This window comes from Streptomyces sp. NPDC030809, from assembly GCF_055572195.1.
In genome coordinates, this window is the sequence record NZ_JBVIDV010000008.1 from 145,064 (window position 1) to 172,041 (window position 26,978).

Genomic DNA, 26,978 nt, shown 5'->3' on the forward strand with positions numbered 1-26,978 from the left:
GGTGGCCGGAGCTGGCCGACCCTTCATCGGACGTGCCGCTGCGTCTGCCGTTGGGCCGCCGAGGCGCATGACCCCGACCGTTCCCGTCGGCCGCTCACGCCGCCTTCGCGCCCGCGTCCGCCTCCGCATCCCCCTCCGGCGGCCCGGCCCCGGCGGGCGCCGTCCAGGTGACGGTGAGCTGTCCGTCGGGGGCGTCCAGGGTGACGGTGGAGCCGTCGGCGACGTCACCGGTCAGCAGCGCGCGGCCGATGCGCGTTTCGACCTCGCGTTGGATGAAGCGGCGCAGGGGCCGGGCGCCGTAGACGGGGTCGAAGCCCTCGGCCGCGATGTGGCGGCGGGCCGGCTCGGTCAGGTGCAGTCCGAGGCGGCGGCCGGCGAGCCGCCGGCGCAGGTCCTCGGTGAGCAGGTCCACGACCCGTTCGATCTCCGGCAGGGTCAGCGGCTTGAACAGCACGATGTCGTCGACCCGGTTGAGGAACTCCGGCCGGAAGTGGGCGCGCAGTTCCGCCATGACCGCGGCGCGGGCCTCTTCCTTGATCTCGCCGTCGGGGGTGACTCCCTCCAGGAGGTACTGGGAGCCGATGTTGCTCGTCATCACCACCACGGTGTTGCGGAAGTCGACCGTGTGCCCCTGGGCATCGGTGAGGCGGCCGTCGTCCAGCAGCTGCAGGAGGGTGTTGAAGACGTCCGCGTGGGCCTTCTCCACCTCGTCCAGGAGCACGACGGAGTACGGCTTGCGGCGCACGGCCTCGGTGAGCTGGCCGCCTTCCTCGTAACCGACGTAGCCGGGCGGGGCGCCCACCAGGCGGCTGACCGTGTGCCGTTCCTGGTACTCGCTCATGTCGAGGCGGATCATGTTGTCCTCGGTGTCGAACAGCGCGGCGGCCAGGGTCCGGGCCAGTTCGGTCTTGCCGACGCCGGTGGGGCCGAGGAACAGGAACGAACCGATGGGCCGGCGCGGGTCCTTGACCCCCGAGCGGGCACGAATGACGGCGTCCGCGACGAGTTGGACGGCCTCGTCCTGGCCGATGACCCGCTCGTGCAGGATCTCGTCCAGGCGCAGCAGCTTCTGCCGCTCGCCCTCCAGGAGCCGGCTGACGGGGATGCCGGTCCAGCGGGCCACGATGGAGGCGATCTCGTCCTCCGTGACGACCTCGCGCAGCAGCCGGCGCCCGCCCTGCTTGGCGGCGAGCTGCTCCTCCTCCGCCTGGAGGCGCCGCTCCAGGTCGGGCAGCCGGCCGTGGCGCAGTTCGGCCGCGCGGTTGAGGTCGTAGGAGCGCTCGGCTTCCTCGGCCTCGTAGCGTACGTGCTCCAGTTCCTCGCGCAGGGCCTGCACCTTGCGCAGGGCCTGGCGTTCGGCCTCCCACTGGGCGCGCAGGGCGTCGGCCTCGGCGCGGGCGTCGGCGAGTTCCCTGCGCAGCTCCGCCACGCGGGTGCGGCCGGCGGGGTCGTCCTCCTTGGCGAGTGCCGCCTCCTCGATCTCCAGGCGCCGTACGCGCCGGGTGAGTTCGTCCAGCTCGGCGGGCATCGAGTCGATCTCGGTGCGCAGCATGGCGCAGGCCTCGTCGACGAGGTCGATGGCCTTGTCGGGCAGGAAGCGGTCGGAGATGTAGCGGTGGGACAGGGTGACGGCGGCGACCAGGGCGCTGTCCTGGATCTTCACGCCGTGGAAGACCTCCAGGCGTTCGCGCAGCCCGCGGAGGATGGAGACGGCGTCCTCCTCGCTGGGCTCGTCGATCAGGACGGGCTGGAACCGGCGTTCGAGGGCTGCGTCCTTCTCCACGTGCTTGCGGTACTCGTCGAGGGTGGTGGCGCCGATCATGTGCAGTTCGCCGCGGGCGAGGAGCGGCTTGAGCATGTTGCCGGCGTCCATGGCTCCTTCGGCGGCTCCGGCGCCGACGACGGTGTGCATCTCGTCGACGAACAGCAGGACGCGGCCCTCGGCGGCGGTGACCTCGTGCAGGACGGCCTTGAGCCGTTCCTCGAACTCGCCGCGGTACTTCGCGCCCGCCACCAGCGAGCCCATGTCGAGGGCGAAGACGGTCTTGTCGCGCAGGCCTTCCGGCACGTCGCCGTGGGCGATGCGCTGGGCCAGCCCCTCCGCGATGGCCGTCTTGCCGACGCCCGGGTCGCCGATCAGGACGGGGTTGTTCTTGGTCTTGCGGGACAGGATCTGCACCACGCGCCGGATCTCGCCGTCCCGTCCGATGACCGGGTCGAGCCTGCCGGTGCGGGCCTCGGCGACGAGGTCGCGGCCGTACTTCTCCAGGGCCTCGTAGGTGCCTTCGGGGGTGGCGGAGGTCACGCGCTGGTTGCCGCGCACCTCGGTCAGGGCCTCGAGGAACCGCTCGCGGTCGAGGCCCTGCTCGTGCAGGATGCGGCCGGCCGCGCTGCCGGTGCCCTCGGTGAGCAGGACGAGCAGCAGGTGCTCGACGGAGACGTACTCGTCCTTGAGGCGCTTCGCCTCCTGCTCGGCCGTGTCCAGCAGGCGGGCCAGCCGCTGCGTGACGTACACCTGGCCGGGGGTGGCGCCCGGGCCCGATACGCTCGGGCGCCGCCCCAGCTCCGCTTCCACCGCGGCGCGGGCCCGGCCCGGGTCGCTTCCGCAGGCACCGAGCAGCCGGGGGATCAGCCCCTCGTCCTGGTCGAGCAGGGCCAGCAGGAGGTGCTCCCCGTCGACTTCGACGTGGCCGAAGCGCAGCGCCTTGGTCTGGGCGTCCTGCAGGGCCTCCTGGGACCTCTGGGTGAGTCGGTTCATGTCCACGAGGTGTCATCTCCCGCGCACGGCGTCGATGTCGGGGTGCCGTCCGCCGAGGGCGGCTTCGAGTTCTTCGATGCGCTCCAGCAGGTCCAGTACGACGGCCAGCGCGGTGTAGTTCAGGCCCAGGCCGGCCCGCAGCCGCCGGATGCGGGCCACCCGAACCAGGTGCCCGGTGCCGAACCACAGGCCCCCGGCCGGATCCGTGTCGGGCTCCAGGAGGCCCAGGGTGACGTAGCGGCGCACCAGGTCGGGGTGCAGGCCGGTGGCGGCCGCGAACTCCTCGACGGTGACGACGGCCCGGTGCGAGCCGTGGACGGCGCTCGGGCGGGCGAGCGGGTAGCGGTTCCGGTCGTGCCCCACGGACGCTCATCCCCTTCCGCTGGGAGGGTTGCGGGGGTCGAAGCGGGATTCCTTCGCGAGGCGCTCGAACAGATCCCTCTCGGCCTGGGTCGGCCGCGGCGGGACGACGATCTTCACCTCGGCGTAGAGGTCGCCCGGCTGCCCCCGGGGGTTGGGCATGCCGCGGCCCCGCAGCCGCAGCCTGCGCCCGCTGGAGGAGCCGGCCGGCAGGTCCACCGTGGCCGTCCCGCCGGGGGTGTCCACGGGGACCGACGCTCCGAGCGCGGCCTCCCACGGTGCGACCGGGAGGTCGACGGCGATGTCCCGCCCGTCGACCCGGTAGCGCGGATGGGGAGCCAGCCGCACCCGCAGGTAGAGGTCGCCGGCCGCGCCGCCCCCGCTTCCCGCGCCGCCTTCTCCGGCCAGCCGGATCCGCTGCCCGTCGGTCACGCCGGGCGGGACGTTCACCTCGTAACTGCGGGGGCCGGCGGCGGTGTCGAGGGCGACGCGCCTGCGGCCGCCGGCGTACGCGTCCTCCACCTGGAGCGTGATCTCGGCCACCTGGTCGGCGCCCGGTGTCCGCCCGTAACCGCCCTGCGGCCCGCCCTGGGCGAACAGACCGCTGAGCAGGTCCTCGAAGTCCGTCCCGCCGAAGCCGCCCCCGAGGCCGCCCGCATCGAAGCCGTTGCCGAACCCGCCGAAGCCGGGGCCGCCACCGGTGTTGACGTACACCCGCCGCCCGCCGCCCCCTCCGAAGGGCCCGCCGGGGCCGGGCGCGGAGCCTTCCCGAGCCTGCTGCCACGCGTGGCCGAAGCGGTCGTAGCGCTTGCGGTTCTCCGGGTCGGAGAGGACCTCGTACGCCTCGCTGACCTCCTTGAACCGCTCCTCGGCGCCCGGGTCCTTGTTCAGATCGGGGTGCCAGCGGCGGGCGAGGGTGCGGTAGGCGCGCTGGATCTCCTCCGCACCGGCGTCCCTGGAAACGCCGAGTACGTCGTAGTAGTCACGCTTCTGCGCGGCCATCGGCTACCTCACCCGTCCTCGAACCACCGTCCGCCGCGGCATGCACGTCCTCGTACGCCGCCGCAACGTCATCGTTCCGGTTTCGCCGCGACCGACACGACCGCCGGGCGCAGCAGCCCGCTGCCGCTGCCGTATCCCGGGCGCAGCACCTGGACGATGCTGCCCGGCGCGGCCTCCGGCTCCGCGCGGACCTGGGCGGCCTCGTGCAGGGCCGGGTCGAAGCGGTCACCGACCTCGGCGATCCGCCGGTAGCCCAGCCGGTCGAGCACCGCGAACGCCTGCTGGCAGACCGCCTCCACCCCGGCCACGATCGCGCGTGGATCGGCCGCCGCGTGCTGGAGCGCCAGCTCCAGGTGGTCCACGACCGGCAGCCATTCGGCCGTCACGCGGTCCCGTTCGCTGCGGCGCACCTCCTCCTGCTGCCGTTCGCAGCGCTTGCGGAGGTTCTCCATGTCTGCCACGGCGCGCTGCCAGCGGTCGCGCAGTTCCTCGGCGTCCAGCTCGGGGAGGGCGGGCGCGGGCTGCTGCTCCGGGTCACGCGGGGGCCGCGCCTCCTGCTCCGGCGCCTGAACCTCCCGGGGTTCGTCTGCCCGGCCCCGGGCCGCGTCCCGTACGGCGTCGCGCGGTACGTCCGGGCCTTGCGCCGGGCGGCCGGGCTCTCGCGCCTTGTCGTTCATGGTCACCTCACACCCCCACGGGCGTCAGCCGGGCCGGAACTCGGCGTCGATCACGTCCTCGTCCCCGCCCGGACCCCTGCCGCCCTGCGGCCCGGTCCCGGAGCCGGGACCCTGCCCGGGGCCGGGGCCGGGGCCTGCGCCACCGGGCCCGCCGGCCGCCGCCAGCCCGTGCAGCACCTGCTGGAGATCCCCGGTCAACGACCGCAGCCGGTCCAGCGGCGCCTCCTCCTTGACGGCCTGCCGCGCATCGGCGACCAGTGCCTCGGCCCGCGCCTTCTCGTGCACGGCGACGGCGTCGCCGAGCTCGCCGAGACGCCGCTCCACCTGGTACGCGAAGCTGTCGAGTTCGTTGCGCGCCTCCACCAGCTCGCGGATCCGGGAGTCCTCGGCCCGGTTGCGCTCGGCGTCCTGGACCATCCGCTGGACCTCGGACTCCTCCAGCGTGCCGCTGCCGGAGACGGTGATGCTCTGCTCGGCGCCGGTGTCCTTGTCCTTCGCGGACACGTTCAGGATCCCGTTGGCGTCGATGTCGAACGTCACCTCGATCTGCGGCAGGCCCCGGGGCGCCGGGCGGATGTCGTCCAGCCGCACCCGGCCCAGCACCCGGTTGTCGGCGGCCCGTTCGCGTTCGCCCTGAAGGACGACCACGTCCACGGCCGGCTGGTTGTCCTCGGCCGTGGTGAAGGTCTCGCTGCGCCGGGTGGGGATGGTCGTGTTGCGCTCGATGAGCTTGGTCATCAGCCCCCCGAGCGTCTCCACCCCGAGCGACAGCGGGGTCACGTCCAGCAGCAGCACGTCCTTGACCTCGCCCTGGAGCACCGCCGCCTGCACCGCCGCGCCGAGCGCCACGACCTCGTCGGGGTTGACCGACATGTTCGGGTCCTTGCCGCCGGTCAGCCGCCGCACCAGCGCCTGCACGGCCGGGATCCGGGTGGACCCGCCGACGAGGATCACCTCGTCCAGGTCGTCGGCCGTCACCTTGCCGTCCGCCATCGACTGCCGGACCGGGCCCATGCACCGCTCCACCAGGTCGGCCGTGAGCTGCTCGAACGTCGCCCGGCTCACGGTGGTCGTCAGGTGCTTGGGGCCCGAGGCGTCCGCGGTGACGAACGGCAGGTTGATCTGTGTCTGCGCGGTCGAGGACAGCTCGACCTTGGCCTTCTCCGCGGCCTCGTACAGCCGCTGCAGCGCCTGCGGGTCGCGGCGCAGGTCGATCCCGTTGAGCCGCTGGAAGTCCTCGGCCAGGTGGTCCACCAGCCGCCGGTCGAAGTCGTCGCCGCCCAGGTGGGTGTCGCCGGCGGTGGAGCGCACCTCCACCACGCCGTCGCCCACGTCCAGGATGCTGACGTCGAACGTGCCGCCGCCCAGGTCGAAGACCAGGACCGTCTCGTGCTCCTTCTTGTCCAGCCCGTACGCCAGGGCGGCCGCGGTCGGCTCGTTGATGATCCGCAGGACCTCCAGCCCGGCGATCCGGCCGGCGTCCTTGGTCGCCTGCCGCTGCGCGTCGTTGAAGTACGCCGGCACGGTGATGACCGCCTGGGTGACCTTCTCCCCGAGCTGCTTGGCCGCGTCGTCGGCGAGCTTGCGCAGCACCGAGGCGGAGATCTCCTCCGGGGCGTACTGCTTGCCGCGCACCGAGAAGCGCGCCGCGTCCTCGGGACCCGGCACGACCTCGTACGAGACCTGGCCGGCCTCGGTGGCCACCTCGCCGTACCTCCGGCCGACGAACCGCTTGGCGGAGTACACGGTGCCCTGGGGGTTGAGCACCGCCTGGCGTCGTGCCATCTGGCCGACGAGCCGCTCGCCGGTGTCGGTGAACGCGACCACCGACGGCGTCGTCCGGCCCCCTTCGGTATTGGGAATCACCCGGGGCTGGCCGCCCTCGTAGACGGCGATCACCGAGTTCGTCGTACCCAGGTCGATACCCACAGCCTTCGCCATCGCCATCCTCCAAGCCGGACCGTCTCCGTCCCCCACGCGGCCTCCGGCGCCTGCCCGCGTTCGGCTTCGGCATGCCCGGGCCGGCGCCGCCTTCCCGGATCTCACCCCCGCACGGAAGGAGGCGCCTCAGGCCTGAGGGGCCAGGGGGCGGTGTGGGACTGGTCGAGGGTGAACAGCGCCCCGTCCGGGTCCCGTACGGTGACCCGGCGCGCGTCGCCCGGCCACGTGCCCTCCTGCACCACCGTCCCGCCGTGTTCGACGGCGGCCCCGGTGGCGGTGTCCAGGTCCCGGACCCGGAAGTGGACGAGCCAGCGCGGTCGCAGCTGCGGCTTCTCGGCGGCTTCCTCGACGGGACCGCTGTTGAGGCGCGCCACCTCCTCGCCCTCGTAGCGCAGGACGACCTGGTCGTGCTCGTAGGAGACCTCGCAGCAGCCCGTCCCGCCGTCCGAGGCCCACTGGAGGGCCTCGCCGTAGAACAGGGCGGCATCGAAGGCGTCCCCGGTGTGCAGTTCCAGCCAGGCAGGGGCCGTCCCGTCTCCGATCCGCCACTCCGTCAGGACCCGCCCTTCCCAGATCCCGAAGCTCGCGCCCTCCCGGTCGACTGCCAGGGCCGCGCGCCCGCGCGGCGGGTAGGCCACGGGTCCGACGCCGACGGTGCCGCCGCGCTCGCGGATCCGCGCCACCGCGTCGTCGGCGTCGTCGACGGCGAAGTACGGGGTCCACGCCACCGGGACGGCCAGTTCACGGGCCACCGCGGCAATGCCGGCCACGGGGACCCCGTCCGCCTCCGCCACGGAGAACGCCCGGCCCAGGGATCCCCGTCGGAACGTCCACCCGAGCACCGCGCGGTAGAAGTTCTCGGAGGCGGTCAGATCCCGCGCCGTCAGGCTGATCCAGCAGGGCGCCCCCGCAAGTTCCGCCGTCACCAGGACCATGGTCATCTCCTCCTCTCGCTTCGGCCCGCGCCTGCCCATCCGGCGGGGCGCTACGCAGGCCGGGTCCGCTCGCTCACGGCCTCGGCACTGCGGCCCCCGCGACGCAGGAGCGGATGCAGGCCCCGGTGCAGGTTCAGATTGCAGCGAGGAGAGGGCTCAGGCCCCCCGTGCCCGCCGGGCCGCGCATCCGTCAGGCTCCGGCCCCGCAGGGCGGCCGGGGCCCCTCGACGGCGACGGTCCCCGGTCGCCCCGGGCGCTGCGGCGTCCGGGCGGGAGCCGCCGGGTGCAGGGGGCGGGCCTGCTCGGCCCAGATCGTCTTCCCGGCAGCGGTGTGACGGGTCCCCCACCGCTCGGCGAGCTGCGCGACCAGGAGCAGCCCGCGTCCGCCCTCGTCCAGCGCACGGGCCCGCCGCGGATGCGGAGAGGTGCTGCTGGAGTCGGAGACCTCGCAGATCAGCATGCCGTTGTGGATCAACCGCAGTTCGATCGGGGCGCCGGCGTGCCGGATCGCGTTGGTGACCAGTTCGCTGACGATCAGCTCGGTGGTGGGCACCGCCTCCTCCAGATCCCACCGCTCCAGCTGGGCGGCGGCCCGACGGCGCGCGTCGGGAACCGCCGCCGGGTCGGCGGGGATGTCCCACGTGGCCACGTGCGCGGCGTCGAGCGGCCGGGTGCGGGCGACCAGGAGGGCCACGTCGTCGTCCGGGGCGTCGGGAAGCAGGGACCCGATCACGGTGTCGCACACGTTGTCCAGCGACGGGGCGGGGCCGGACAGCGCGCGCCGCAGCGCCTCGATGCCGGTCTCGATGTCCCGGCCGCGCGCCTCGACCAGGCCGTCGGTGTAGAGCACCAGGAGACTGCCCGCCGGCAGGGGGACGTCGACGGCCTCGAAGGGCACGCCCCCCACCCCCAGCGGCGGGCCCGGCTCCACGTCGAGTACCTCCACCGCGCCGTCGGGACGCACCACCACCGGCGCCGGATGGCCGGCACTGGCCACCGTGCAGTGCGCGGAGACCGGGTCGTAGACCGCGTACACGCACGTCGCCCCGATCTCCCCGTCGGAGCTCGGGCGCTCGCGGGCCTCTTCGAGGATCAGGTCGTCGAGGTCCGTCAGCAGCTCGTCCGCCGGGAGGTCCACGTCGGCCAGGGTGCGCACGGCCGTGCGAAGCCGCCCCATGGCCGCGGAGGCGTGGATGCCGTGACCCACGACATCGCCGACGACGAGGGCGACCCGGGCACCGGACAGGGGGATCACGTCGAACCAGTCGCCGCCCACCCCCGCGTGCGGCTCGGCGGGAAGGTAGCGGGTCGCGGTCTCCACGGCCAGCAGGTGCGGCAGCCGCTGCTGCATGAGGCTGCGCTGAAGGGCAAGGGCGGCTCCGTCGCTCTCCTCGGGGATCGTCGCCTGGACCGACCACCCGCACATGCCGTCCCCGGCGTCCAGCAGCGGGCACGCCTGCAGGTCCGCCTCGATCCGGTACCCGCTGCGATGGCGCAGGACCACCCTGCCGATCCACGCCCGGTGCTCCGCCAGGTGCCGCCGGGCGGGGTCGGGGAGGCGGCCGTCCGCCAGCAGCCCGGCCGCCTGCCGTCCGACCACCTCGGCCGGCGCGTAGCCCAGGAGCATCTGGGCACCGGGGCTCCACGCGGTGACCGTCCCCGTGGGATCGACGGCCGCCACCGCCATTTCCGTCACGGGCAGGAATCCGTCGGTGCCCGCCGGCGACAGCGTGCGGTACCTGCTCATCGTGCTCACCCCTGCGTCGCGCGCCCGGGCATCCGGGCCGCAAGCACCCCGCTCACACGTGCTCGCGTCACACCCCGCTCGAGCACAGCGACTGAATCTCCGATTCGTTACATATGCCACATTACATACGAGTAACTGTGGGTCAACGGGTGGCGAGCCGGCCCCCCTCTCGGCCCGGTTAAAACTGAGCCGGACCTTGTCAAGTTACTTGCTGCGAGCTATATAAGAGCTGTCGGGAGCAACACCGCGAACAGCCATCGACACCGATGAGGAGGCGATGATCCGATGCTGATGCGGACCGACCCCTTCCATGAGCTGGACCGATTCGCCCGGCTCTTCGACGGCGTGCAGCGCCCCGCGGCGGTGCCCATGGACGCCTGGCGCGAGGACGGCTCGGTGTGGGTCAAGTTCGACCTGCCGGGCGTCGACCCCGACTCCGTCGACCTGAGCGTCGAGAAGGACGTGCTGACCGTCCAGGTCGAACGCAAGCCGGAGGCCAGGGAAGGCGCCGAGGTGGTGATCTCCGAGCGGCCCACGGGTACGTTCACCCGGCAGCTGTTCCTCGGCGAGAACCTGGACACGGAGCACATCGAGGCGGTGTACGACGCCGGTGTGCTCAGTCTGCGCATCCCGGTCGCCGAGCAGGCCAAGCCGCGGAAGATCGACATCGGCACCGGCGGCGGCAAGCAGCTGCAGCCGTGATCGGCCAACGGGCGCCCGGCCGTCCCGGGCGCCCGTGGCGGCCCTGCGGCAGCGCCGCAGGGCCGTTGTGCGTCCGTCGCCGCCGCCGGAATCCGGCGCAGTGGAGGTGTGCTGCACGACGCGGCCGTGGGGGCCGGATCGTCAGGACTCCGCGGCCGACCCGGCCGCGTAGAAAGTGATCAAGGTGGCGGTGTCCTCCTGGTCCAGGACCCGGATGGCCGCCCCGGGGACCTCGGCCGTCGAGACGTCGATCTCCTTGGGATGCGCCACCATGTGCCGCAGTACGACGGGGTAGCGGGGCGGCTGCCCGCCCACGGCGACGATCACCGCGTCGCCCTTCGCGTCGTACGCGAGGTAGGAGAAGGGGAGCCGTTCGGCTTCGTACTGGTGCCCGATCGACTGGTCCATCACTTCAATGGTGACGAGCTCCCCCTCGTGGGCGGCGGTGACTTCGTCGAGTGTGCTCGCCCAGTCACTCCGGTCGAGCGATGCGTTGCCAGCCATGATGTCCGCTCCTCCACTCCAGGCGGTGACCGTCCGAGACCCCCGGCCGCGCCGGGCGAGCCCGACGCGCACCCCACCTGCTCGGGTGCTACCCCTGCCCGGACCCGGCAATCGCCGCGCATGCGTTGGTCCGCCGGGGCGTCCACGGGGTTTGACGGGCGGTGGCGTGGACAGCCGCCGGGGGACGGGAGCACCGGCACCACCCCCTCCGAGTGGTTGCGGCTCCGCTCCCGGCCGCCGACGACATGGAGGTGTTGGCGATGGCGCTGCCGATCCGCCGCGGAGGCGCTCTTTCCGAGCGACTGCGCTCGTCCTGGGACCCGTTCCTGGAGTTCGAGAACATGTGGGGTGAGATGGGCCGACTGCTGGAGCGGGCAGCGGCTCCCGCCGCCACCAGTGGCCATCAGTGGCTGCCGATGGCCGAGGAAGAGGAAACCGAGGACGCGTACATCGTCCGGATGGAGCTGCCGGGCGTTCCCGCGGAGAACGTCGACATCGAGGTCGGCGACAACGAGCTCAGCATCAGCGGAGAGGTCTCCGAGGAGCATCGCGGAAAGGTCCTGTCCCGCAGGACGGGCGAGTTCTCCTACCGCACCAGCCTTCCGAGCTCAGTGGACGCGGGCCGGTGCGAGGCGGACCTGAGCGAAGGGCTGCTCACCGTACGCATCCCCAAGGTGACCGAAAGCAAGCGCCGCAAGATCGAGCTCAAGGGAACGGGCGCCGAGGCCCGGAAGGCGTCCCGGCAGCCCCAGGCGTCCGAAGCCCCTCAGGGCATGCAGGGCACGGCCGGGGCGGCTGAGGGCATGCAAGGGAGCGAAGGCGTGCAGGAGGGCGAAGGCGTGCGGGAGAGCGAAGGTGTGCGGGAGAGCGAAGGCATGGGGGAGAGCGAAGGGATGCGGGGGACCCAGAGCATCTGAGTACCGGAGCAGCAGAGGCCGAGCAGACGCGGCGGGCGCCGACCCGTCGCGTCCCCCTGGCGCCCCGGAGGCGGCAGCGCCTCAGGCGGCGCCGTGCACGGTGTAGGGCTCGCGACCCTCGAGCGGGTAGACCTTGGCCCACGTCCTGCCGCACCGGCAGTGGAACGTTTCGACGAGCTCACCGGCGGCTGACACTTCCATGCCGTCCTTGAGGCGGATGTGCACATGTTGGCCCATGACGGCACCTGCTGTTCTGCGGGGAAGCGGATCCGCTCAGTCTGGGCAGGGTGAGGCGTGCCCGCAACACCCTGTCCGATACGTGAACAAACCGGCCCGCCATCGCCCGCGCAGGGCCGCCGCTGCGGCGGTGCCTGGCATCATGGCCTGGCTGTTCCAGCCGCTGGGGAACGCGTGTCGGCCCTCCCGACAGCCGAACTGCCGAGCCGTGGTCCGGAGCGGTGTCGTGCAGTGGTGCTCGAGAGCGGGGGATGCGCGGTGCTTCTGGAACGCACGGAGGTGCAGACCTTCCTGGCCCTGGCCGAGGAGCTGCACTTCGGCCGGGTCGCCGAGCGGCTCGGTCTGACGACCGGGCGGATCAGCCAGACCATTCGGAAGGTCGAGCGCCGGATCGGCGCGCCGTTGTTCGAACGGACCAGCCGTCGGGTCCGCTTGACCCCGCTCGGCCGCGACCTGGCCGCGGAACTGGCGCCTCTGGTCCGCGGCATGGACGATGCGGTGCACCGGGCGATGGAGCGTGCCCGCGGGACGACCGGCCTGCTGAGAGCCGGATTCCTGGGGGCGGCGGCCGGGCAGCTCCTCCTGAAGACCCTTGAGCTGTTCGCGGTCCGCCACCCCGACTGCCAGGTGACCATCCACGAGGGCCAGATCCATGACGCCATGTCCCGCTTGCACGAAGGTGAACTGGACGTCCTGATCACGGCCTTTCCCGTCTCACAGGCGACCGCCGGGCCCGTCCTGCTGTCCGAGGCCCGCGTCCTGGCCGTGCCCGCCGGATCCGTGTGGGCAGCCCATGCGTCGGTGTCGCTCGAAGTCCTCGCCGAACAGCCGGTGATCCAGCTGCCCCACGACCTGCCACAGGAACTGCGCCACGAACGAACGCCTCCCCGTACCCCCGGCGGCAGGGTGGTGCCGAGCGGCCCGATGGCAGCCACCTTCCCGGAGGTCCTGGCCCTGGTCGCTGCGGGCAAGGGCGTCCTCCCGGTCGGAGAGCACGCCCGGCGGTTCTACCCGCGCCCCGACATCGCGTACGTGGCGCTCAACGACGCCGCGCCCGTCCAGTGGGGACCGGTCTGGCTGGAGAGCAACGTCAGCGCGCGTCTGCGCGCGTTCGTCCAAGCCGCCGTCGACGCCAACACCTGACACCCGTCCCGCCACCTCAGCCTCGGCCTCCACCGGCATCCGTCGACGGTGACGGGCCGGTTCAGGCGGCCCCGGAAGAGCCGGCGGGCTTGGCCGGCACATCGGCTCCAGCCATCGCCGGGGAGCGGTACGGAGGTGTCCGGGTGCGCTCCGCCCAGCGGACGGCCGGCCCCATGGCTGCCCCGGCCGCGGCGAAGAGGCCGCCGAGGACGAGCCAGCCGGCGGTACCCCAACCGAGGACCAAGGCGGTCAGGAACACCGGCCCGAGCATCCTGGCAACAGCCTGCCCGGTGCCGAAGAAGCCCTGGTACTGGCCCTGCCTGTCGGCCGGAGCAAGTCCGAAGCCGATCTCCCATGCGCCGGAGGCGAGCATCATCTCGCCGAGGACCTGCAGACCCGCCGCGGCCAGCAGAGCCAGTACGGCGCTCCAGGCGGCCGACCCGGCCGCGGAAAGGGCGAAGACGGCGCATGCGGCGAACATGACCAGACCGGCGCCCCGCACCATCCGCACCGCGCTCCCCAAGCCCGTCACCCGCCGCGCGATCCGGACCTGGAAGGCGACCACGCTGAGGGTGTTGACCACCAGGAGCGCGGAGACGGCCCACGTGGGTGCCCTGGTCTGCTGAACGATCCACAGCGGAATCACCAGGCTGATCAGCGGCATGTAGAACAGCATGACCGCGTTGACGACGGTGACGGCCGCGTACGGGCGGTCGTGGAGGACCGCGAACCTGGGCTCACCCGGCTTCGCCCGCGCCCGGGCGACGACGGGCAGTCGGCTCAGGACGAGCGCCGCGGCCAGGAAGCTCAGCGCGTCCACCGCCAGCACCGCCGCATAGGACTCGCGCGTGTCCCGTTGCAGGGCGAGCCCGCCGAGTGCGGCGCCGACCGCCAGGCCCGCGTTCGCCGTCGACTGCAGGAAGGCGCGCACCTTTGTGCGCTGGGCCTGCTCCACCAGTCCGGCCAGCAGCGCCTGCCGTGCGGCGGCGAGACCGCACTGGCAGCTCGCGTAGCACACGGCGGCCACCACGAAGAGCGGAAAAGAACCTACGAGCAGGAACGACGCCACCGCTAGCGCAGTGGCCAGCGCCAGGACGACGGCGGTGCCGCGCGCGCCGCACCGGTCGGCGAGGATTCCCAGCGGCACCCCGGCGACCGATCCGACCGCCCAGCCCGCGGTCAGGCCGAAGCCGATCTGGGCGGGCGTCAGGCCCACGGTCCCGGCGAAGTAGAGCGCGGACGTGACGTAGTACGCGCCGTCGCCGATCGAGTTCAGCAACTGCGCCGCGGCCAGCACACGGGGCGGCCTCATGCGTGCGCGCCGGAGGCCGGCACCGTGTCGTCCGGTGTCGTGTGCGTCCGGCCCGGCGCGTGCTCCGGACTGCTTCGGATGAGGATGTCGAGGAGTTCCCCCGGGGGCGTCGCGCATGACGTTGTGGCCGGATCGGACGGCGTGGACCCGCCAGGAGGGGTCGGCCAGCAGGCGCCGGTAGAGGGGCTCGAACGGAGAGGGAGTCTCCCACCCGGTCGCGTAGATGTAGTCCTTGCCGCCGGGGAAGGCCGACAGGTCGCTGCGGAGGCGGACGGCCTGGAGGAGGGAAGCCAGCGGGTGCGGGGTGGCGCGCGGGTCGAAGAAGGGCTGGGGGACGCTGGCGTAGCCGGTCAGGCCGATGCCGTTGAGGTACCAGCCCCGTTCCAGTTCCGTGACCAGGGACCAGCACGAGTCGCCGTCCCGGGGCACCATCGCGTCGATGTAGACCAGGCCGCTCACCCGGTCGGGGCGCCGGTCGGCGACTGCGGTGATGACCATTCCGCCGTAGCTGTGGCCGACCAGGACGGCGTCGGAGATCTGCTCGTCCTCCAGCAGGTTCAGCAGGTCCCGTACGTGCGTTTCGAGGTTGACGGTGCCGGTCAGCAGGTGCTTGCGGTCGCCGACGCCGGTCAGGGTGACCGGGTGCGCCTCGTGGCCGTGCGCGCGCAGCTGCCGTGCCAGGCGCTGGAAGGTCCAGGAGCCGTGCCAGGCACCGGGGACCAGGACGAAGGTCGCCATCAGACGCGCCCCACGGTCAGTACGGTCTTGCCGCGGGTACGGCCGCTCTCGACCAGCTCGTGCGCCCGTGCGGCCTGCTCCAAGGGCAGGCAGGCGGAGACCTCGGGCCGCAGCCGACCCGCCCTGACGAGCGAGGCGAGCTGCCGCAGGCCTTCCCGGTCGGCTTCGACGATCATGAACTGGGCGCGGAGCCCGAGCGGCCGTGCCACTCGGCCGAGTGCCGCTTCGGCCGGCGAGGCGAGCGAGACGAGGACACCCCCCGGCCGCAGGGTCCTGAGGGAGCGCGGCCCGTATTCCCCGCCGATCGTGTCGATGACGGCGTCGACGTCGCGCACTGCCGCAGCGAAGTCGGTCCGGGTGTAGTCGATGACCTCGTCGGCACCCAGGCCCCGTACGAAGTCATGGTTCGCCGACCGGGCCGTGGCGATGACGTGGGCACCGCGGGCCTTTGCGATCTGGACGGCCAGATGCCCGACGCCGCCCGCCGCGGCGTGCACCAGCACGCGCTGCCCGGTGCGCACATCGGCGGTGTCGACCAGCGCCTGCCACGCGGTGAGACCGGCCAGGGGCAAGGCGGCGGCCTGGGTGTGGGATATCCCGGACGGCTTGTGCACCAGGTGCCGGGCCGGGGAGGTGACGTACTGGGCGTAGGTGCCCGCAGGGCGCGGATGGCGTGGCATCCCGAACACCTCGTCCCCAGGCGCAAAGGCGGTGACACCCACTCCGACGGCCTCGACCACGCCCGACACGTCCCAGCCCAACCGGATGGGGAGGTCGCCACCTGACAGCCCGCTGCTGGAACGGTGCCAGGCATCGGTCGGATTGACCCCTGCCGCGACGACCCGCACGAGCACCTCGGCGGGCCCCGCCTGCGGCCGCGGCGCCTCCACCACCTTCAGCACTTCGGGACCGCCGAAGCGGTCCTGGCCGATCGCCCGCATCCTCATGGTTCACCTGTCCCAGCTGGTCGGAGCATTGCCCGACCACTACACCGCCCCGCCCACAGGACCATCAAGCCACGATCGGAACAGTGCCGTTGAGCGAGACTCAAGGATGGGGCCGTGCCCTGTCACGGCCCGCACACGAAGCCGGTCGTTCCATGGGCTTGGAGCGCGTTCCGCGGGACACGGGGTGGGCGGGCCCTCGGAATCCCGACCGGCCCGTCCGGAGCGGCACTTGCCCCCCGGGCCCGCGAGCGCCGTCAGCCCGGTGCACCGTACCCCCGTGCTCCACCCCGGCTCCTCCTGAAGGCCCCCCGCAGAGCGGCGACCTCCTCCCGCGGAGTGAGCGGCCCCACCCCCGCCGGGATCTACGTGGGCTGCACCGCCCGCACGGTCGCGACGGAGGCGGAAGACGGCCGTCGCAACCGACGCCACGCGGCACCGGTGCTGCCGAGGGGACCGGGCCCGCCCGCCGTCGCTCCTTCATGATCACGGGAGATATGCTCGGTCCTTCGCCGTTCACCCGCCGCTCGCCGCTCGCCGCTCGACCCCGGAAGAACGGCCTTCGGATGTGTACGGCAAGTTCAGGAGCAGTGAGTTGATCGGTCGTCAGAAGGAACGGATGGTCATCGCCGAAGCGCTCGGGCCGAGTGCCCCCGCCGCGGCGCTGCTGCTGCTCGGCGAGCCCGGAGTCGGCAAGACCACCCTCCTGGACTCCGCCGCCGAGGAGGCCGCGGCGGCCGGTGCGCGGGTCCTCAGGGTGCGCGGCAACGCCGCCGAGACCGAACTCGCCTTCGCCGGGCTGCACCAGCTGCTGCTCCCCGTCCTCGACGGCGTCGAGGGCCTGCCGGTCCGGCAGCGGGCCGCCCTGCTGAGCGCATTCGGCCTCGGCGACGACCCGGCACCGCCCGACCTGATGATGATGAGCCTCGCGGTGCTGACCCTCGCCTCGCAACTCGCCTCCGCGCACAGGCTCCTGCTCGTGGCCGACGACGTCCAGTGGATCGACCGCGGCAGCTGCCAGGTGCTGGGCTTCCTCGCCCGCCGCCTCGCCGGCGAGCCCATCGGGCTGCTCGTCGCCGCCCGCGGCACCGGCCGCCCCGACTGGCTGGACCGGTCCGTGCCCGAACTGGTGGTCCCGCCCCTCCAGCCGGCCGAAGCCGAGGAACTCCTCGGCGCCCAGCCCGACGCCCCGGTCGGCTCGGCCCGCCGCCGGGTGCTCGACACGGCCGCCGGCAACCCGCTCGCCCTGGTGGAGCTGGCCCGGCAGGCGGCCCAGGACGGCGGCCTCCCGCTGACGGGCCACGTGCCCGTCACGGACCTGCTGGAACGCACCTTCGCCGACCAGGTCGGCGCGCTGCCCGCCGCGTCCCGCGAGGCGCTGCTGCTGGCCGCCGCGGCGGAGGGAGCCGCCCTGGCGGACGTCATGGCCGCGCTGCCGCCCGGCACGGACGTGGACGTCTGGCAGCCCGCCGAGCAGGCGGGGCTCATCCGCCTCCACGCCGAACGCATCGACTTCCGCCACCCCCTCATCAGGTCCGCCGTGTACGGCGCCGCTCCTTTCGCCGAACGCCGCCGCGCCCACCTCGGTCTCGCCGACGCGCTCCGCGCAGACCCCGACCGGCGCGCCTGGCAGCTGTCCGCGGCGACCGTGGCCCCCGATGCATCGGTCGCGAGCGCCCTGGAGGAGACCGCCATGCGGGCGGTGGCGCGCGGAGCCATGGCGGAGGCGGTCGCCGGTCTGGAGCGGGCCGCCCAGCTCGGCACCGACGCGGCCGACCGGACCCGCCGGCTGGCCACCGCCGCGTACGCCTCGGTCCTCGTCGGAGACCTCGCACAGGCCGAGGCACTCGCCGCGCGGGCCCTCGAAGCCAACACCGATCCGGCGGCCACGGGCTGGATCTCCGCCCTCGGCGGGCTCGTCGCCATGCTGACGATACGCATGGACCGGGCCTTCGCACTGGTCGACACCGACGGCCTGATGCACCCGGCGGCGATCGGCGCCGGGGTCTCCACCATCGCGACGGGCATCGCCTACCACTCCGGCTCCCCGGCCCAGCTCGACCGCCTGCGGGCACTGCTGCGGGGGCGTGACCCGCAGGGGATCGCCGACCACCCGTTCCACCTCTGGGACCTCGGCGTGACGGACCCCTTCGTCCACGGACCCTCGATCCGCGACCGGCTGCCCGCGGTCGCCGCGGCCCCCGGACGGCTCCCCACCGAGCTCCACACCCTCGGCGTGCTGAGCATGGTGCTCGACGAGACCGAGACGGCGGTCAGCCTGCTCGGGGAACTGGTGAACCCCCAGTGGGAGGACGCCGACGCCTTCCACGCCGGGATGACCGCCGCCGACCTGGCCTGGGCGAACGTGGACGGCGGACGGTGGGCCGACGCCCGGCTGGGGGTCGAGCGGCTCGTCGCACGGGTCCCCGAAGGCGGGCACACGCTCGGCTCCGTACGGGCGCTGACCGTACTGGCCACCGTCCACGCCCTCACCGGAGAACCCGAGCGGGCGCTGCGGCAGGCGGCCGAGGCGCTGGCCGTGACCGAACCGGCGGGCGCGCTGGGGACGGTGGTGCGCGCGCGCCGCGCCGCAGGCCTGGCGGCCACCGCCCTCGGCGACCACGCCGGCGCCCACCGGCACCTGCGCGCGCTCTTCGACGCCGCGGGTGCCCCGCTCCACCACCACCTGTCCTGCTACGCGGTCGCCGACCATGCCGCGGCCGCCGTCCAGACCGGCCGCGCCGACGAGGCCCGTACGGTGCTGGAACGGGTGACTGCCGAGGTGGGGGACGGGGCCTCGGCCCGGCTGCGGCAGGTCATGGACCGGGCCTCCGCCCTGCTGGCCGACCCGGCGGAGGCCGGAGGACTGTTCCTGGCCGCGCTGCACGACCCGTCGGGGCAGCGGTGGCCGTTCGAACGGGCCCAGGTCTGGCTGGAGTACGGCGAGTGGCTGCGCCGGCAGCGCCGGATCGCCGAGGCCCGCGAGGCCCTCACGACCGCACGGGAGATCTTCGACGGCCTCGGCGCCGTGCACTGGAGCGAGCGCACCGAGGCCGAGCTGCGGGCCGCGGGCGTCACCGTCGAGTCGGCCCGCCACAGCGCCCTGCGGTCGCTGACCCCGCAGCGGCAGCGGATCGTCCGCCTCGCCGCGCAGGGGCTGACGAACCGTGAGATCGGCGAACGGCTCTTCCTGTCCCCCCGGACCGTCGGCACCCACCTCTACCAGGCGTTTCCCGCGCTGGGCGTCACCTCCCGCAGCCAACTGCGCGATGTCGTGGAGCAGGAGGCGCGCAGGGGGCACTGAGCGCGGCCGGACCCCCGGCCGCCGGGGGTGTGACGTGCACGAGGCAAGTCACATGACGGATGGCAGGGGCGCGCCCTGCTCCGAGAGTGGAAGCGGAACCCCCCCCGCACGCCCTCGGGAGTCACGTTGCCCCTGGTCACCACCACTGCCGCCCTGTCCGCAGACGACCGCGCCGACCACTGGCACAGCCTGGTGTCGGACACCTTCGTCCCGCTGGACCTGACCCTGCACGAACGGCGGTCCGCACTCGGCACGATCGCCAGCCGGCACGTCGGCGGCCTGCAGATCTCGGAGGTCGGGGCCGGCCCGCAGACCGTCGTCCGCAGCCGGCGCCGCATCGCGCAGGGCGGCGGGCAGTTCGTCACCCTCACCGTCCAGCAGCAGGGCACCGCCCGGCTCACCCAGGACGGGCGGCAGGCACTGGTCGTGCCGGGGACCTTCACCTGCTCGGACGCCGGCCGGCCGTACCGCAGGGAGCAGCCGGAGGCATTCCGGTTCACCGCCTTCCGCCTGCGCAAGCAGGACATCGGCGTCTCCGAGGACGACCTGGGCTCGGTGACGGGGACCCTCTTCGACAGCCGCTCCGGGACGGCCGGGCTCCTCGTCCGCTACCTCGCCGGACTGGCCGAGCACGCGGCCGGGCTGGAGCCGGAGACCGGCCACCGGCTCGCCCTGACCGCCGCCGAACTGCTCGCCGTGCTGGTACGCGAGCGGCAGGGCCGACCGGACCCGCAGGCGCCCGAGACGGCCCGCGCGATGCTCACCCGCGTCAAGGAGTACGCCCTGCAGAACCTGGCCGATCCCGGTCTGACACCGGAGCGGATCGCGACCGCGCACCACGTGTCGGTGCGCTACCTGCACCGGCTCTTCGAAGCCGAGGGTACGTCCGTGGGCCGGTGGATCCACCGCGAACGCCTCGACCGGTGCCGGCGCGACCTCGCGCGCCGCTCCGGCACCGGGCAGGCGGTCTCGGCCGTCGCCCAGCGGTGGGGCTTCGTCAGCCCCTCCCATTTCAGCCGGGCCTTCCGCACGGCGTACGGGATGTCGCCGCGGGAGTGGCAGGCGGCCTCCCGTTGAGGCGACCGCCCCGCCCCGGCCCGCCCGGACCCCCCTCCGGGCTCCGGCCCCGGGGCGCCCGGGGGGAGGCCTCACAGCGTGCGGCGCACTCCGGCCTGCCGTTCCAGGTTGCGCAGCTGCACGGCGAGGTCGCCTTCGACCGCGTGCCGGGCGGGCCCGCTGCGGCCGATCGGGAGGACCTCCTCGCTGCGCATGTCCTCCAGCATCAGTGCGAAGGCCGCGTAACCCGCCGCGAGGGCCACCACCAGGCCGCACGCACCCGCGGTCCGGACGAGGGCCTCCTCGCCGGTCAGCCCTCCCAGCCCGGCGGCGGCCCACCGGGGCAGGGAGGCCACGATCACCAGCCACAGGGCCCGCTTGGGCCGGGTCACCGCGGCCATGAGGATCCCCAGCACCAGGAAGGCCAGGTTGAACACGCCCAGCACGCGGGGTCCGCCCGCCGCACCGGTCCCCGTCACCAGGGCGTACGCGAGCCAGCTGCCGGCGAAGACGCCCATGAGCGTGGCCGCGACCACGTCGCGTGCGCCGAAGGCCAGGACACTCACCAGGAACTGGAGGGCGAACGCGGGCAGTACGCACAGGGCGACGGCGCGCCGGTCGGCCCCGTCGAACACCCCCAGCTGCAGGCAGCCCGTCAGGACGGAGGCGAGGGCCACCGTGAAGAACCCCAGCGGCATCGGCGAGGCCATGGGCCGGAGGGTGATCCGGGTCATGGCGCGCAGATCCGGTTCGAAGCGGCGGTCCGCCCCGCCGCCGCCGTGCTCGTCGGCGGCCGAGTCCGTACTCATGTGCGGTCCTTCCCCGGTCAGTGGGCGAAACACGGATCGATGGAGGCGGGCCCGCCCGCCGGTACGGCACCCCGGTCGGACCGCCAGCGGCGGTGCTCCTCGGACGCGGCGACCACCTCGGCCACGGCATCGGCCTGGCGGGCACCCGCCGACCGGTACCCCCCGAACCGGGCCACCGGACTCCAGTCCGGGCTGACGGGCGGCAGCGGCTCGTCGAGGTCCGCGTACTCGGCGCTCGCGTACACGATCCGCCCCCCGACCACGGTGAGCACCGACTCGATGTCCGGGATCGCGGCCTCGGGCACCGTGAAGTAGTCCGCGGACAGCACCGCGAAGTCGGCGAGGAACCCCTCGCGCAGCATGCCCTTGACGTCCTCCTCGCCGGTCAGGCGCGCGCCGCCCCGGGTGTACAGCTCCAGGGCCGTCCGGCGGTCGAGCAGGTTCGCGGCCGGGTAGAGGGCGGTGCCCCCCACGGTGCGGCCGGTCACCAGCCAGTGCAGGGACACCCACGGGTTGTACGAGGACACGCGCGTGGCGTCGGTGCCGGCGGCCACGGTCAGCCCGCGCTCCAGCATGGCCCGGACCGGCGGGGTGCGCGAGGCCGCCTCGGCCCCGTACCGCTCCAGGAACACGGTGCCCTGGAAGGACATCCGGTTCTGTACGGACAGGGCGCCCCCGAGGGCGGCGATCCGGTCGAGGCTCTCGTCGGACACCGTCTCGGCGTGGTCGAAGAGCCAGCGGCCGCCGGTGGGGAACAACCCCTCGGCGGCGAGCTTCTCGAAGACCGCGAGGTTGCGGCGGATGGTTTCGTCGTACGTGGCGTGCAGGCGGAAGCCCCAGCCGTGCTCGGCCAGCAGCCGCACGGTCTGCTCGAACTCCGCCTCGTAGCCGGCGGCGAGCTCGGGCCGCGGCTCGGCGAAGTTCTCGAAGTCGGCGGCGGCCCAGGTCAGGTTCTCTCCCGCGCCGCCGAGGCGCAGCCACTCGTCGCCCTCCCCGGGCCGCACCGTCTGCGTCCAGCGGCGCAGGTCCGCCAGCTCCTGTCCTGCGGTCTGCGGGAAGAGGTGGTACGTGATGCGCAGCGACAGCTCGCCGGAGCGGGCCAGGTCGACGACGGTGGCGTAGTCGTCGGGGAAGTTCTGGAACCCGCCGGCGGCGTCGACGGCCGAGGTGAGGCCGAAGCGGTTGAGTTCGCGCAGGAAGTGGCGGGTGGAGGTGCGCCGGTCGGCCGCGTCCAGCGCCGGCGCCTTGGCGAGGGTCGAGTACAGCAGCAGGGCTCCGGGCGCCGCCAGCAGCACCCCGGTCGGCTCGCCGTCGCGACCGCGGACGATCTGCCCGCCCCGCGGGTCGGGCGTGTCGCGGGTGTAACCGGCGGCCCGCACGGCAGCCCGGTTCATCAGGGCCGACTGGTACAGGTGGAGCACGAACACCGGGGTGTCGGGAGCCGCCGCGTTCAGCTCGGCGACCGTCGGCATCCGGCGCTCGGCGAACTGCTCGGCGGTCCAGCCGCCGACGACGCGTATCCACTGCCCCTTGGGTGTGCGGCCCGCCTGCGCGCGGAGCATCCCCAGAGCCTCGCGCAGGCTGCGCACCCCGTCCCAGCGCAGCTCCAGGACGTAGTTCAGGCCGCCTCGGATGACGTGCAGGTGGGAGTCGTTGAGTCCGGGGACCACCCGGCGGCCGAGGGCGTCGACGATCCGGGTCTCCGGTCCGACGTGCGCAGCCAGGTCGTGGTCGTCGCCGAGGGCGAGGATCCGGCCGTCGCGCACGGCGGCGGCCGTCGCGGAGGGCCGCGCCGGGTCGCCGGTGTGGATCCGTGCGTTGCGCAGCAGCAGGTCGGCCGCGGCCGACCCGCCGGCTCCGGAAGCCGGGACGATGCCGGCCACGGGCATGCTCGGGCCGGACATGCGCGGGCCGGACATGCGCGGGTTGGGGGTGCCGTTGTCGGTGCCGGTCATGCCAGGGCCTCCCGCAGGGTGGCGGTGGCCAGCCGGAGGGCCGCACCGGCGGCACGGGTCTCGCGCAGGGCGTTCAGCATGACGAAGTCGTGGAGGGTGCCGAGCACGCGCACCGCGGTCACGGGCACCCCGGCGGCCCGCAGCGCGGCCGCGTAGGCCTCGCCCTCGTCGCGCAGCACGTCCGCCTCGGCGGTGATCACCAGCGCCGGGGGCAGGCCCGAGAGCTGCTCGGCCGATGCGCGCAGCGGCGAGGCGGTGATCCGGGCGCGGTCGGCGGCCTCGGTCGTGTACTGGTCCCAGAACCACCGCATGGCCTCGCGGCGCAGGAAGTACCCCTCGGCGAACTGCTCGTACGAGGGGGTGTCGCAGGAGGCGTCGGTCACCGGGTAGAACAGCACCTGCGCGCGCAGGACGACGTCCCCGCGCTCCTTGGCCATCAGGGTGAGCGCGGCACTCATGTTGCCGCCGACCGAGTCGCCCGCGACGGCCATCCGGCCGGCGTCGAGCCCCTGCGCGGCGCCCTCGCGGACGATCCACTGCGCGACCGCGTAGATCTGCTCGATCGCGACCGGGTAGCGGGCCTCGGGCGACAGGTCGTACTCCGGGAAGACGACGGCCGCGCCGGCGCCCACCGCCAGCTCGCGGACCAGCCGGTCGTGCGTGCGGGCGCTCCCGAACACCCACCCCGCGCCGTGGACGTACAGCAGGACGGGCAGGGGACCGGTGACTCCGCGGGGGCGGACGATGCGGACCCGGACGGAACCGGTGGGACCGCCGGCCGCGGTGGTCCACTCCTCGTCGGCCTCGGGGAGGGCCACGCCCTCGCCGCTTTGGACCTCCTCCACCGCCTTGCGCCCTTCGGCGACGGGGAGTTCGTAGAGGAACGGCGGCCGTGCGGTCGCCTCGGCGAAGGCCTGGGCGGCAGGCTCGAGAACGGGGACCGGGTCGTGGGGCATGGGGTGCTCCTTCGGGGGAGGGCGGGTGGTGTGCGGAGGCGGGTGGTCCGGGCTGCGCGGGCGGGGGCCGCTCCCGGGCGGGGGCCGCTCCCGGGCGGGGGCGGCCCCCGCCCGGCAGCGGCGGCGGCTCAGTCCAGGAAGGCGAGCAGCGCGGCGTTCACCTCGTCGGCGTGCGTCCACAGCAGGCCGTGCGGGCCGCCGGGCACGATCGTGAGCGCGGCGCCGTCGATCAGCCGGGCGAGCGGGACCGCGGTGGCGTCGACGGGCAGGATGCGGTCGGCGTCGCCGTGGATGATCAGCGTCGGGACGTCGATCCGCGGCAGGTCCGCACGGAAGTCGGTCAGCCAGGCCTGGACGCAGTCGAGGGTGCCCTTGGCGGAGGCGCCGACGGCCACGTTCCAACTGGCCTGCACCGCCTGCTCGCTGATCCGGTCCCCGCCCAGGACGTCGGAGTTGTAGAAGTCCGCGAGGAAGGAGGTCATGAACGCGAACCGGTCGGCGGCGATGGCCTCCTCGATCCCCTTGAAGACACTGCCGTCGACGCCGCCGGGGTTGTCCTCGGTCTTCAGCAGGAACGGCGGGACCACGCCGATGACCACGGCCTTGGCGATCCGCTCGGAGCCGTAGGAGCCGAGGTAGCGGGTGACCTCGCCGCTGCCCATGGAGAAGCCGACGAGCACGGCGTCGCGCAGGTCGAGCGTGGTGAGAACGGCGTGCAGGTCGGCGGCGAAGGTGTCGTAGTCGTACCCGTCCGCCGGCTGGTCGGAGCGGCCGAAGCCGCGCCGGTCGTACGTGATCACCCGGTGGCCGGCGGCGAGCAGCGCGGCCGTCTGCTTCTCCCAGGAGGCGCCGTTGAGGGGCCAGCCGTGGATCAGCACCACGGGTCGGCCTGCGCCGTGGTCCTCGTAGTACAGGCGGACGGGGGCGGAGGTGCCTTCGGCGACGTCGATGTAGGGCATGGGTGCTCCTTCGATACGGGAACGTTGGTGGTTGGTGGTTGGTGGTTGGTGGTCGGGGTTCGGTGGCCGGGAGCCGGCGGGCCGTGCGCCCGGGTCAGGCCCGCGGGGCCGGGCTCTCGGCGAGCGTGGCCGCGAGGAACCACACCTGCGCCTCGCCGGTGCGCACGACCCCCGACACGAGGAGGTCGGCCGTGCCCTCGTCGCCGGCGGCGGAGGCCCCCGCCGCGGCCGCACGGGCCTCGACGAGGATCAGCTCGTGCGCCTCCAGGAGCCGCGCCAGCATGGCGGGCACCCCTTCGACACCGTCCGGTGGGCGCGGCACGGACGTCAGCTCGGCGACGTGCCGCGGGTCGCCCACGGCGACGCCGCCGAGGGCCTGGATCCGCTCGGCCAGGGCGTCGACGAGCGCGAGTTGGGCACGCGCGTGCTCGTCGAACATCAGGTGCAGCGAACGGAAGGTCGGCCCGTGCACGAGCCAGTGGTGCTTCTTGTACAGGGAGTAGAGGACTTGCGTGTCGGCGAGCAGCCCGACCAGCCGGTCGCAGGTCTGGGCGCGCGCTCCGTCCGCGAGGCCGAGCGGCAGCTGCCTGAGCGTGCCGAAGGGCTGGATCTGCCCGTCCTCGCGGTACGACGGCAGTCGGCCGCCGCTGCGTGCGGGTGCCTCCGCGGGCGGGGGTGCGGGCGCAGGTACGGGATGCATCGTTGATCGCTCCGGAAGGGGAGGGGAGAGGTGTTCGAGAGGTGTTCGGGCCAGTGCGCACGTGCTCGCTGCGCGGGGCGTCGGGCCGCCCGCTCCGGTACGGGGGGACAGAGCGGGCGGCCGAGGACGTGCGGCGGGTCTAGGCGGCGGACCGGTGCAGGACGAGCCGGGTCAGCAGTCCGCTGCCCACCCCCGCCACGAGCACCGGGACGGTCCACCACAGCGGGTACGGCGTCAGGCCCAGCACGCCGTCGAGGGACCAGGCCCCCGGGCCCGTGGCCACCAGCGCGGCAGCCGTGCCGATCAGGACCAGCGGGTACTCGTAGCCGTCGTTCTGCACCCACAGCCCGTGCGGCCGTTTCACGGTGAGGGCGACGGTCATGACCCCGATGGCCCCGGCCGCGGCGAGCGGCGTCAGCAGTCCGGCGGCCAGCAGCAGCCCCGAGCCGATCTGGCCGCCGCCCGCCGCGAGCGCGGTGAGGGCGCCGCCGCGGAAACCGTCGGCACGGAACTCCTCGGCTCCGCCCGCCAGCCCGCGCCCGCCGAGGTGCGTGCTGACCTTCTGCACTCCGTGGGCCGCGATCAGCAGGCCCACGAGCAGGCGCAGGATCAGGAGGCCGGTGTCCAACGGAGTCAGCCGGCGGCGTGCGCGCCGAGGATGCTCTGCGCGTACACGACCCCGAGGCCGTAGGCGCCCGCGTGCTCCTTGACGACCTCCATCACCGCGCCGTACGTCTCCTGGCGGGCCCAGTCGCGCTGCAGCTCCAGCAGGACCTGCACCCAGGTCACCGGCACGGCGCCGGCGGCCGTCATCCGGGCGATGGCGTGCTCGTGGGCGGCCGGGGTGACCCCGCCGGACGCGTCGGTGACCACGTAGACCTCGTAACCCTGCGCGAGGGCGGACAACGCGGGCAGCACCAGGCACACCTCGGTCCACAGCCCGGACAGCACGATCTTCCTGCGGCCGGTCGCCTTGACCGCCTCGACCAGGGCCTCGTCCTCCCACGCGTTCATGCTGGTGCGGTCGATCGGCTTCTCACCGGGGAAGACGGCGGCCAACTGCGGCAGCAGCGGGCCGGAGAACGACTCCGCCGCCACGGTGGTCAGGACCGCCGGCACGTCGAAGGCGCGGGCGGCCTTCGCCAGGCCCACGGTGCTGTTGATGATGGCGGCCCGGTCCCCGCTGCCGGTGCCGAAGAACATCTGCGGCTGGTGGTCGACGAACAGCATGACGGCGTTGTCGGGGGTGAGCAGGTCGGCGCTCGGAGCGGCCTGCACCTGGGCGATGTCGAACATGGCAATCCCGTCTGTCGGGTGTGGAA

Annotated in this window: 23 protein-coding genes; 5 read left to right on the forward strand and 18 right to left on the reverse strand. The window is 73.7% G+C overall.

All coding sequences use genetic code 11. The annotated features are described in order from the left end of the window. Positions 1-94 precede the first annotated feature (94 nt). The 7 genes from clpB to ACZ407_RS13600 form a co-directional block, all read right to left on the reverse strand. Positions 95-2,764 (reverse strand): ATP-dependent chaperone ClpB, encoded by a 2,670-nt coding sequence (gene clpB, locus ACZ407_RS13570; protein WP_468128212.1) that lies wholly within the window; start codon positions 2,762-2,764, stop codon positions 95-97. 6 nt (positions 2,765-2,770) lie between these two features. Then, positions 2,771-3,121: a chaperone modulator CbpM gene (locus ACZ407_RS13575; protein WP_468128213.1), complete on the reverse strand. Its 351-nt coding sequence runs from the start codon at positions 3,119-3,121 to the stop codon at positions 2,771-2,773. Between the two features lie 6 nt (positions 3,122-3,127). Further along, positions 3,128-4,120, reverse strand: coding sequence for a DnaJ C-terminal domain-containing protein (locus ACZ407_RS13580; RefSeq protein ID WP_468128214.1), 993 nt, complete (start codon positions 4,118-4,120; stop codon positions 3,128-3,130). A gap of 68 nt (positions 4,121-4,188) precedes the next feature. Further along, positions 4,189-4,797, reverse strand: a complete 609-nt coding sequence (locus ACZ407_RS13585) for a nucleotide exchange factor GrpE (RefSeq protein WP_468128331.1) — start codon at positions 4,795-4,797, stop codon at positions 4,189-4,191. Between the two features lie 24 nt (positions 4,798-4,821). Next, complete coding sequence (gene dnaK / locus ACZ407_RS13590; protein WP_468128215.1) at positions 4,822-6,738, reverse strand: molecular chaperone DnaK; 1,917 nt, start codon at positions 6,736-6,738, stop codon at positions 4,822-4,824. A gap of 101 nt (positions 6,739-6,839) precedes the next feature. Next, positions 6,840-7,673 (reverse strand): VOC family protein, encoded by an 834-nt coding sequence (locus ACZ407_RS13595; RefSeq protein ID WP_468128332.1) that lies wholly within the window; start codon positions 7,671-7,673, stop codon positions 6,840-6,842. Between the two features lie 190 nt (positions 7,674-7,863). After that, positions 7,864-9,420 carry an ATP-binding SpoIIE family protein phosphatase gene (locus tag ACZ407_RS13600; protein ID WP_468128216.1) on the reverse strand — a complete coding sequence of 519 codons (1,557 nt, stop codon included), beginning with the start codon at positions 9,418-9,420 and terminating at the stop codon, positions 7,864-7,866. 285 nt (positions 9,421-9,705) lie between these two features. Between ACZ407_RS13600 and ACZ407_RS13605 the strand changes: the two genes are divergently transcribed. Further along, positions 9,706-10,122 (forward strand): Hsp20/alpha crystallin family protein, encoded by a 417-nt coding sequence (locus tag ACZ407_RS13605; RefSeq protein WP_468128217.1) that lies wholly within the window; start codon positions 9,706-9,708, stop codon positions 10,120-10,122. Between the two features lie 141 nt (positions 10,123-10,263). On the opposite strand, the gene ACZ407_RS13610 is transcribed toward ACZ407_RS13605, so the two are convergent. Next, positions 10,264-10,626, reverse strand: a complete 363-nt coding sequence (locus ACZ407_RS13610; RefSeq protein WP_468128218.1) for a DUF5335 family protein — start codon at positions 10,624-10,626, stop codon at positions 10,264-10,266. Between the two features lie 260 nt (positions 10,627-10,886). Between ACZ407_RS13610 and ACZ407_RS13615 the strand changes: the two genes are divergently transcribed. Continuing rightward, positions 10,887-11,543: an Hsp20/alpha crystallin family protein gene (locus ACZ407_RS13615; protein ID WP_468128219.1), complete on the forward strand. Its 657-nt coding sequence runs from the start codon at positions 10,887-10,889 to the stop codon at positions 11,541-11,543. 81 nt (positions 11,544-11,624) lie between these two features. Here the strand turns inward: ACZ407_RS13615 and ACZ407_RS13620 are convergent, their stop codons facing one another. Further along, positions 11,625-11,780 carry a hypothetical protein gene (locus ACZ407_RS13620; RefSeq protein WP_468128220.1) on the reverse strand — a complete coding sequence of 52 codons (156 nt, stop codon included), beginning with the start codon at positions 11,778-11,780 and terminating at the stop codon, positions 11,625-11,627. Between the two features lie 258 nt (positions 11,781-12,038). Here ACZ407_RS13620 and ACZ407_RS13625 point away from each other — a divergent pair, with 258 nt between their 5' ends. Continuing rightward, positions 12,039-12,923: a LysR family transcriptional regulator gene (locus ACZ407_RS13625; protein ID WP_468128221.1), complete on the forward strand. Its 885-nt coding sequence runs from the start codon at positions 12,039-12,041 to the stop codon at positions 12,921-12,923. A gap of 61 nt (positions 12,924-12,984) precedes the next feature. On the opposite strand, the gene ACZ407_RS13630 is transcribed toward ACZ407_RS13625, so the two are convergent. Beyond that, positions 12,985-14,973 (reverse strand): MFS transporter, encoded by a 1,989-nt coding sequence (locus ACZ407_RS13630; RefSeq protein WP_468128222.1) that lies wholly within the window; start codon positions 14,971-14,973, stop codon positions 12,985-12,987. Beyond that, positions 14,973-15,914, reverse strand: coding sequence for an NADP-dependent oxidoreductase (locus tag ACZ407_RS13635; RefSeq protein ID WP_468128333.1), 942 nt, complete (start codon positions 15,912-15,914; stop codon positions 14,973-14,975). The genes ACZ407_RS13630 and ACZ407_RS13635 overlap by 1 nt, the downstream gene beginning before the upstream one ends. A 598-nt stretch (positions 15,915-16,512) precedes the next feature. On the opposite strand from ACZ407_RS13635, the gene ACZ407_RS13640 reads away from it, so the two are divergent. Together ACZ407_RS13640 and ACZ407_RS13645 are read left to right on the forward strand one after the other, a co-directional pair. Next, positions 16,513-19,221, forward strand: coding sequence for an AAA family ATPase (locus tag ACZ407_RS13640; RefSeq protein WP_468128223.1), 2,709 nt, complete (start codon positions 16,513-16,515; stop codon positions 19,219-19,221). Between the two features lie 126 nt (positions 19,222-19,347). Then, positions 19,348-20,298: an AraC-like ligand-binding domain-containing protein gene (locus ACZ407_RS13645; RefSeq protein WP_468128224.1), complete on the forward strand. Its 951-nt coding sequence runs from the start codon at positions 19,348-19,350 to the stop codon at positions 20,296-20,298. 71 nt (positions 20,299-20,369) lie between these two features. On the opposite strand, the gene ACZ407_RS13650 is transcribed toward ACZ407_RS13645, so the two are convergent. The 7 genes from ACZ407_RS13650 to ACZ407_RS13680 form a co-directional block, all read right to left on the reverse strand. Next, positions 20,370-21,086, reverse strand: coding sequence for a GPR1/FUN34/YaaH family transporter (locus ACZ407_RS13650; protein WP_468128225.1), 717 nt, complete (start codon positions 21,084-21,086; stop codon positions 20,370-20,372). A gap of 17 nt (positions 21,087-21,103) precedes the next feature. Further along, positions 21,104-22,990, reverse strand: coding sequence for an amidohydrolase (locus ACZ407_RS13655; protein WP_468128334.1), 1,887 nt, complete (start codon positions 22,988-22,990; stop codon positions 21,104-21,106). A gap of 47 nt (positions 22,991-23,037) precedes the next feature. Next, positions 23,038-23,997: an alpha/beta hydrolase gene (locus ACZ407_RS13660; RefSeq protein WP_468128226.1), complete on the reverse strand. Its 960-nt coding sequence runs from the start codon at positions 23,995-23,997 to the stop codon at positions 23,038-23,040. A gap of 128 nt (positions 23,998-24,125) precedes the next feature. After that, positions 24,126-24,956, reverse strand: coding sequence for an alpha/beta fold hydrolase (locus tag ACZ407_RS13665; RefSeq protein ID WP_468128227.1), 831 nt, complete (start codon positions 24,954-24,956; stop codon positions 24,126-24,128). 94 nt (positions 24,957-25,050) lie between these two features. Continuing rightward, positions 25,051-25,656, reverse strand: a complete 606-nt coding sequence (locus tag ACZ407_RS13670; protein WP_468128228.1) for a Dps family protein — start codon at positions 25,654-25,656, stop codon at positions 25,051-25,053. A 139-nt stretch (positions 25,657-25,795) separates the two neighbouring features. Further along, complete coding sequence (locus tag ACZ407_RS13675; RefSeq protein WP_468128229.1) at positions 25,796-26,284, reverse strand: DoxX family protein; 489 nt, start codon at positions 26,282-26,284, stop codon at positions 25,796-25,798. Between the two features lie 5 nt (positions 26,285-26,289). Beyond that, positions 26,290-26,952 (reverse strand): hydrolase, encoded by a 663-nt coding sequence (locus ACZ407_RS13680; protein WP_468128230.1) that lies wholly within the window; start codon positions 26,950-26,952, stop codon positions 26,290-26,292. Between the last annotated feature and the right edge of the window lie 26 nt (positions 26,953-26,978).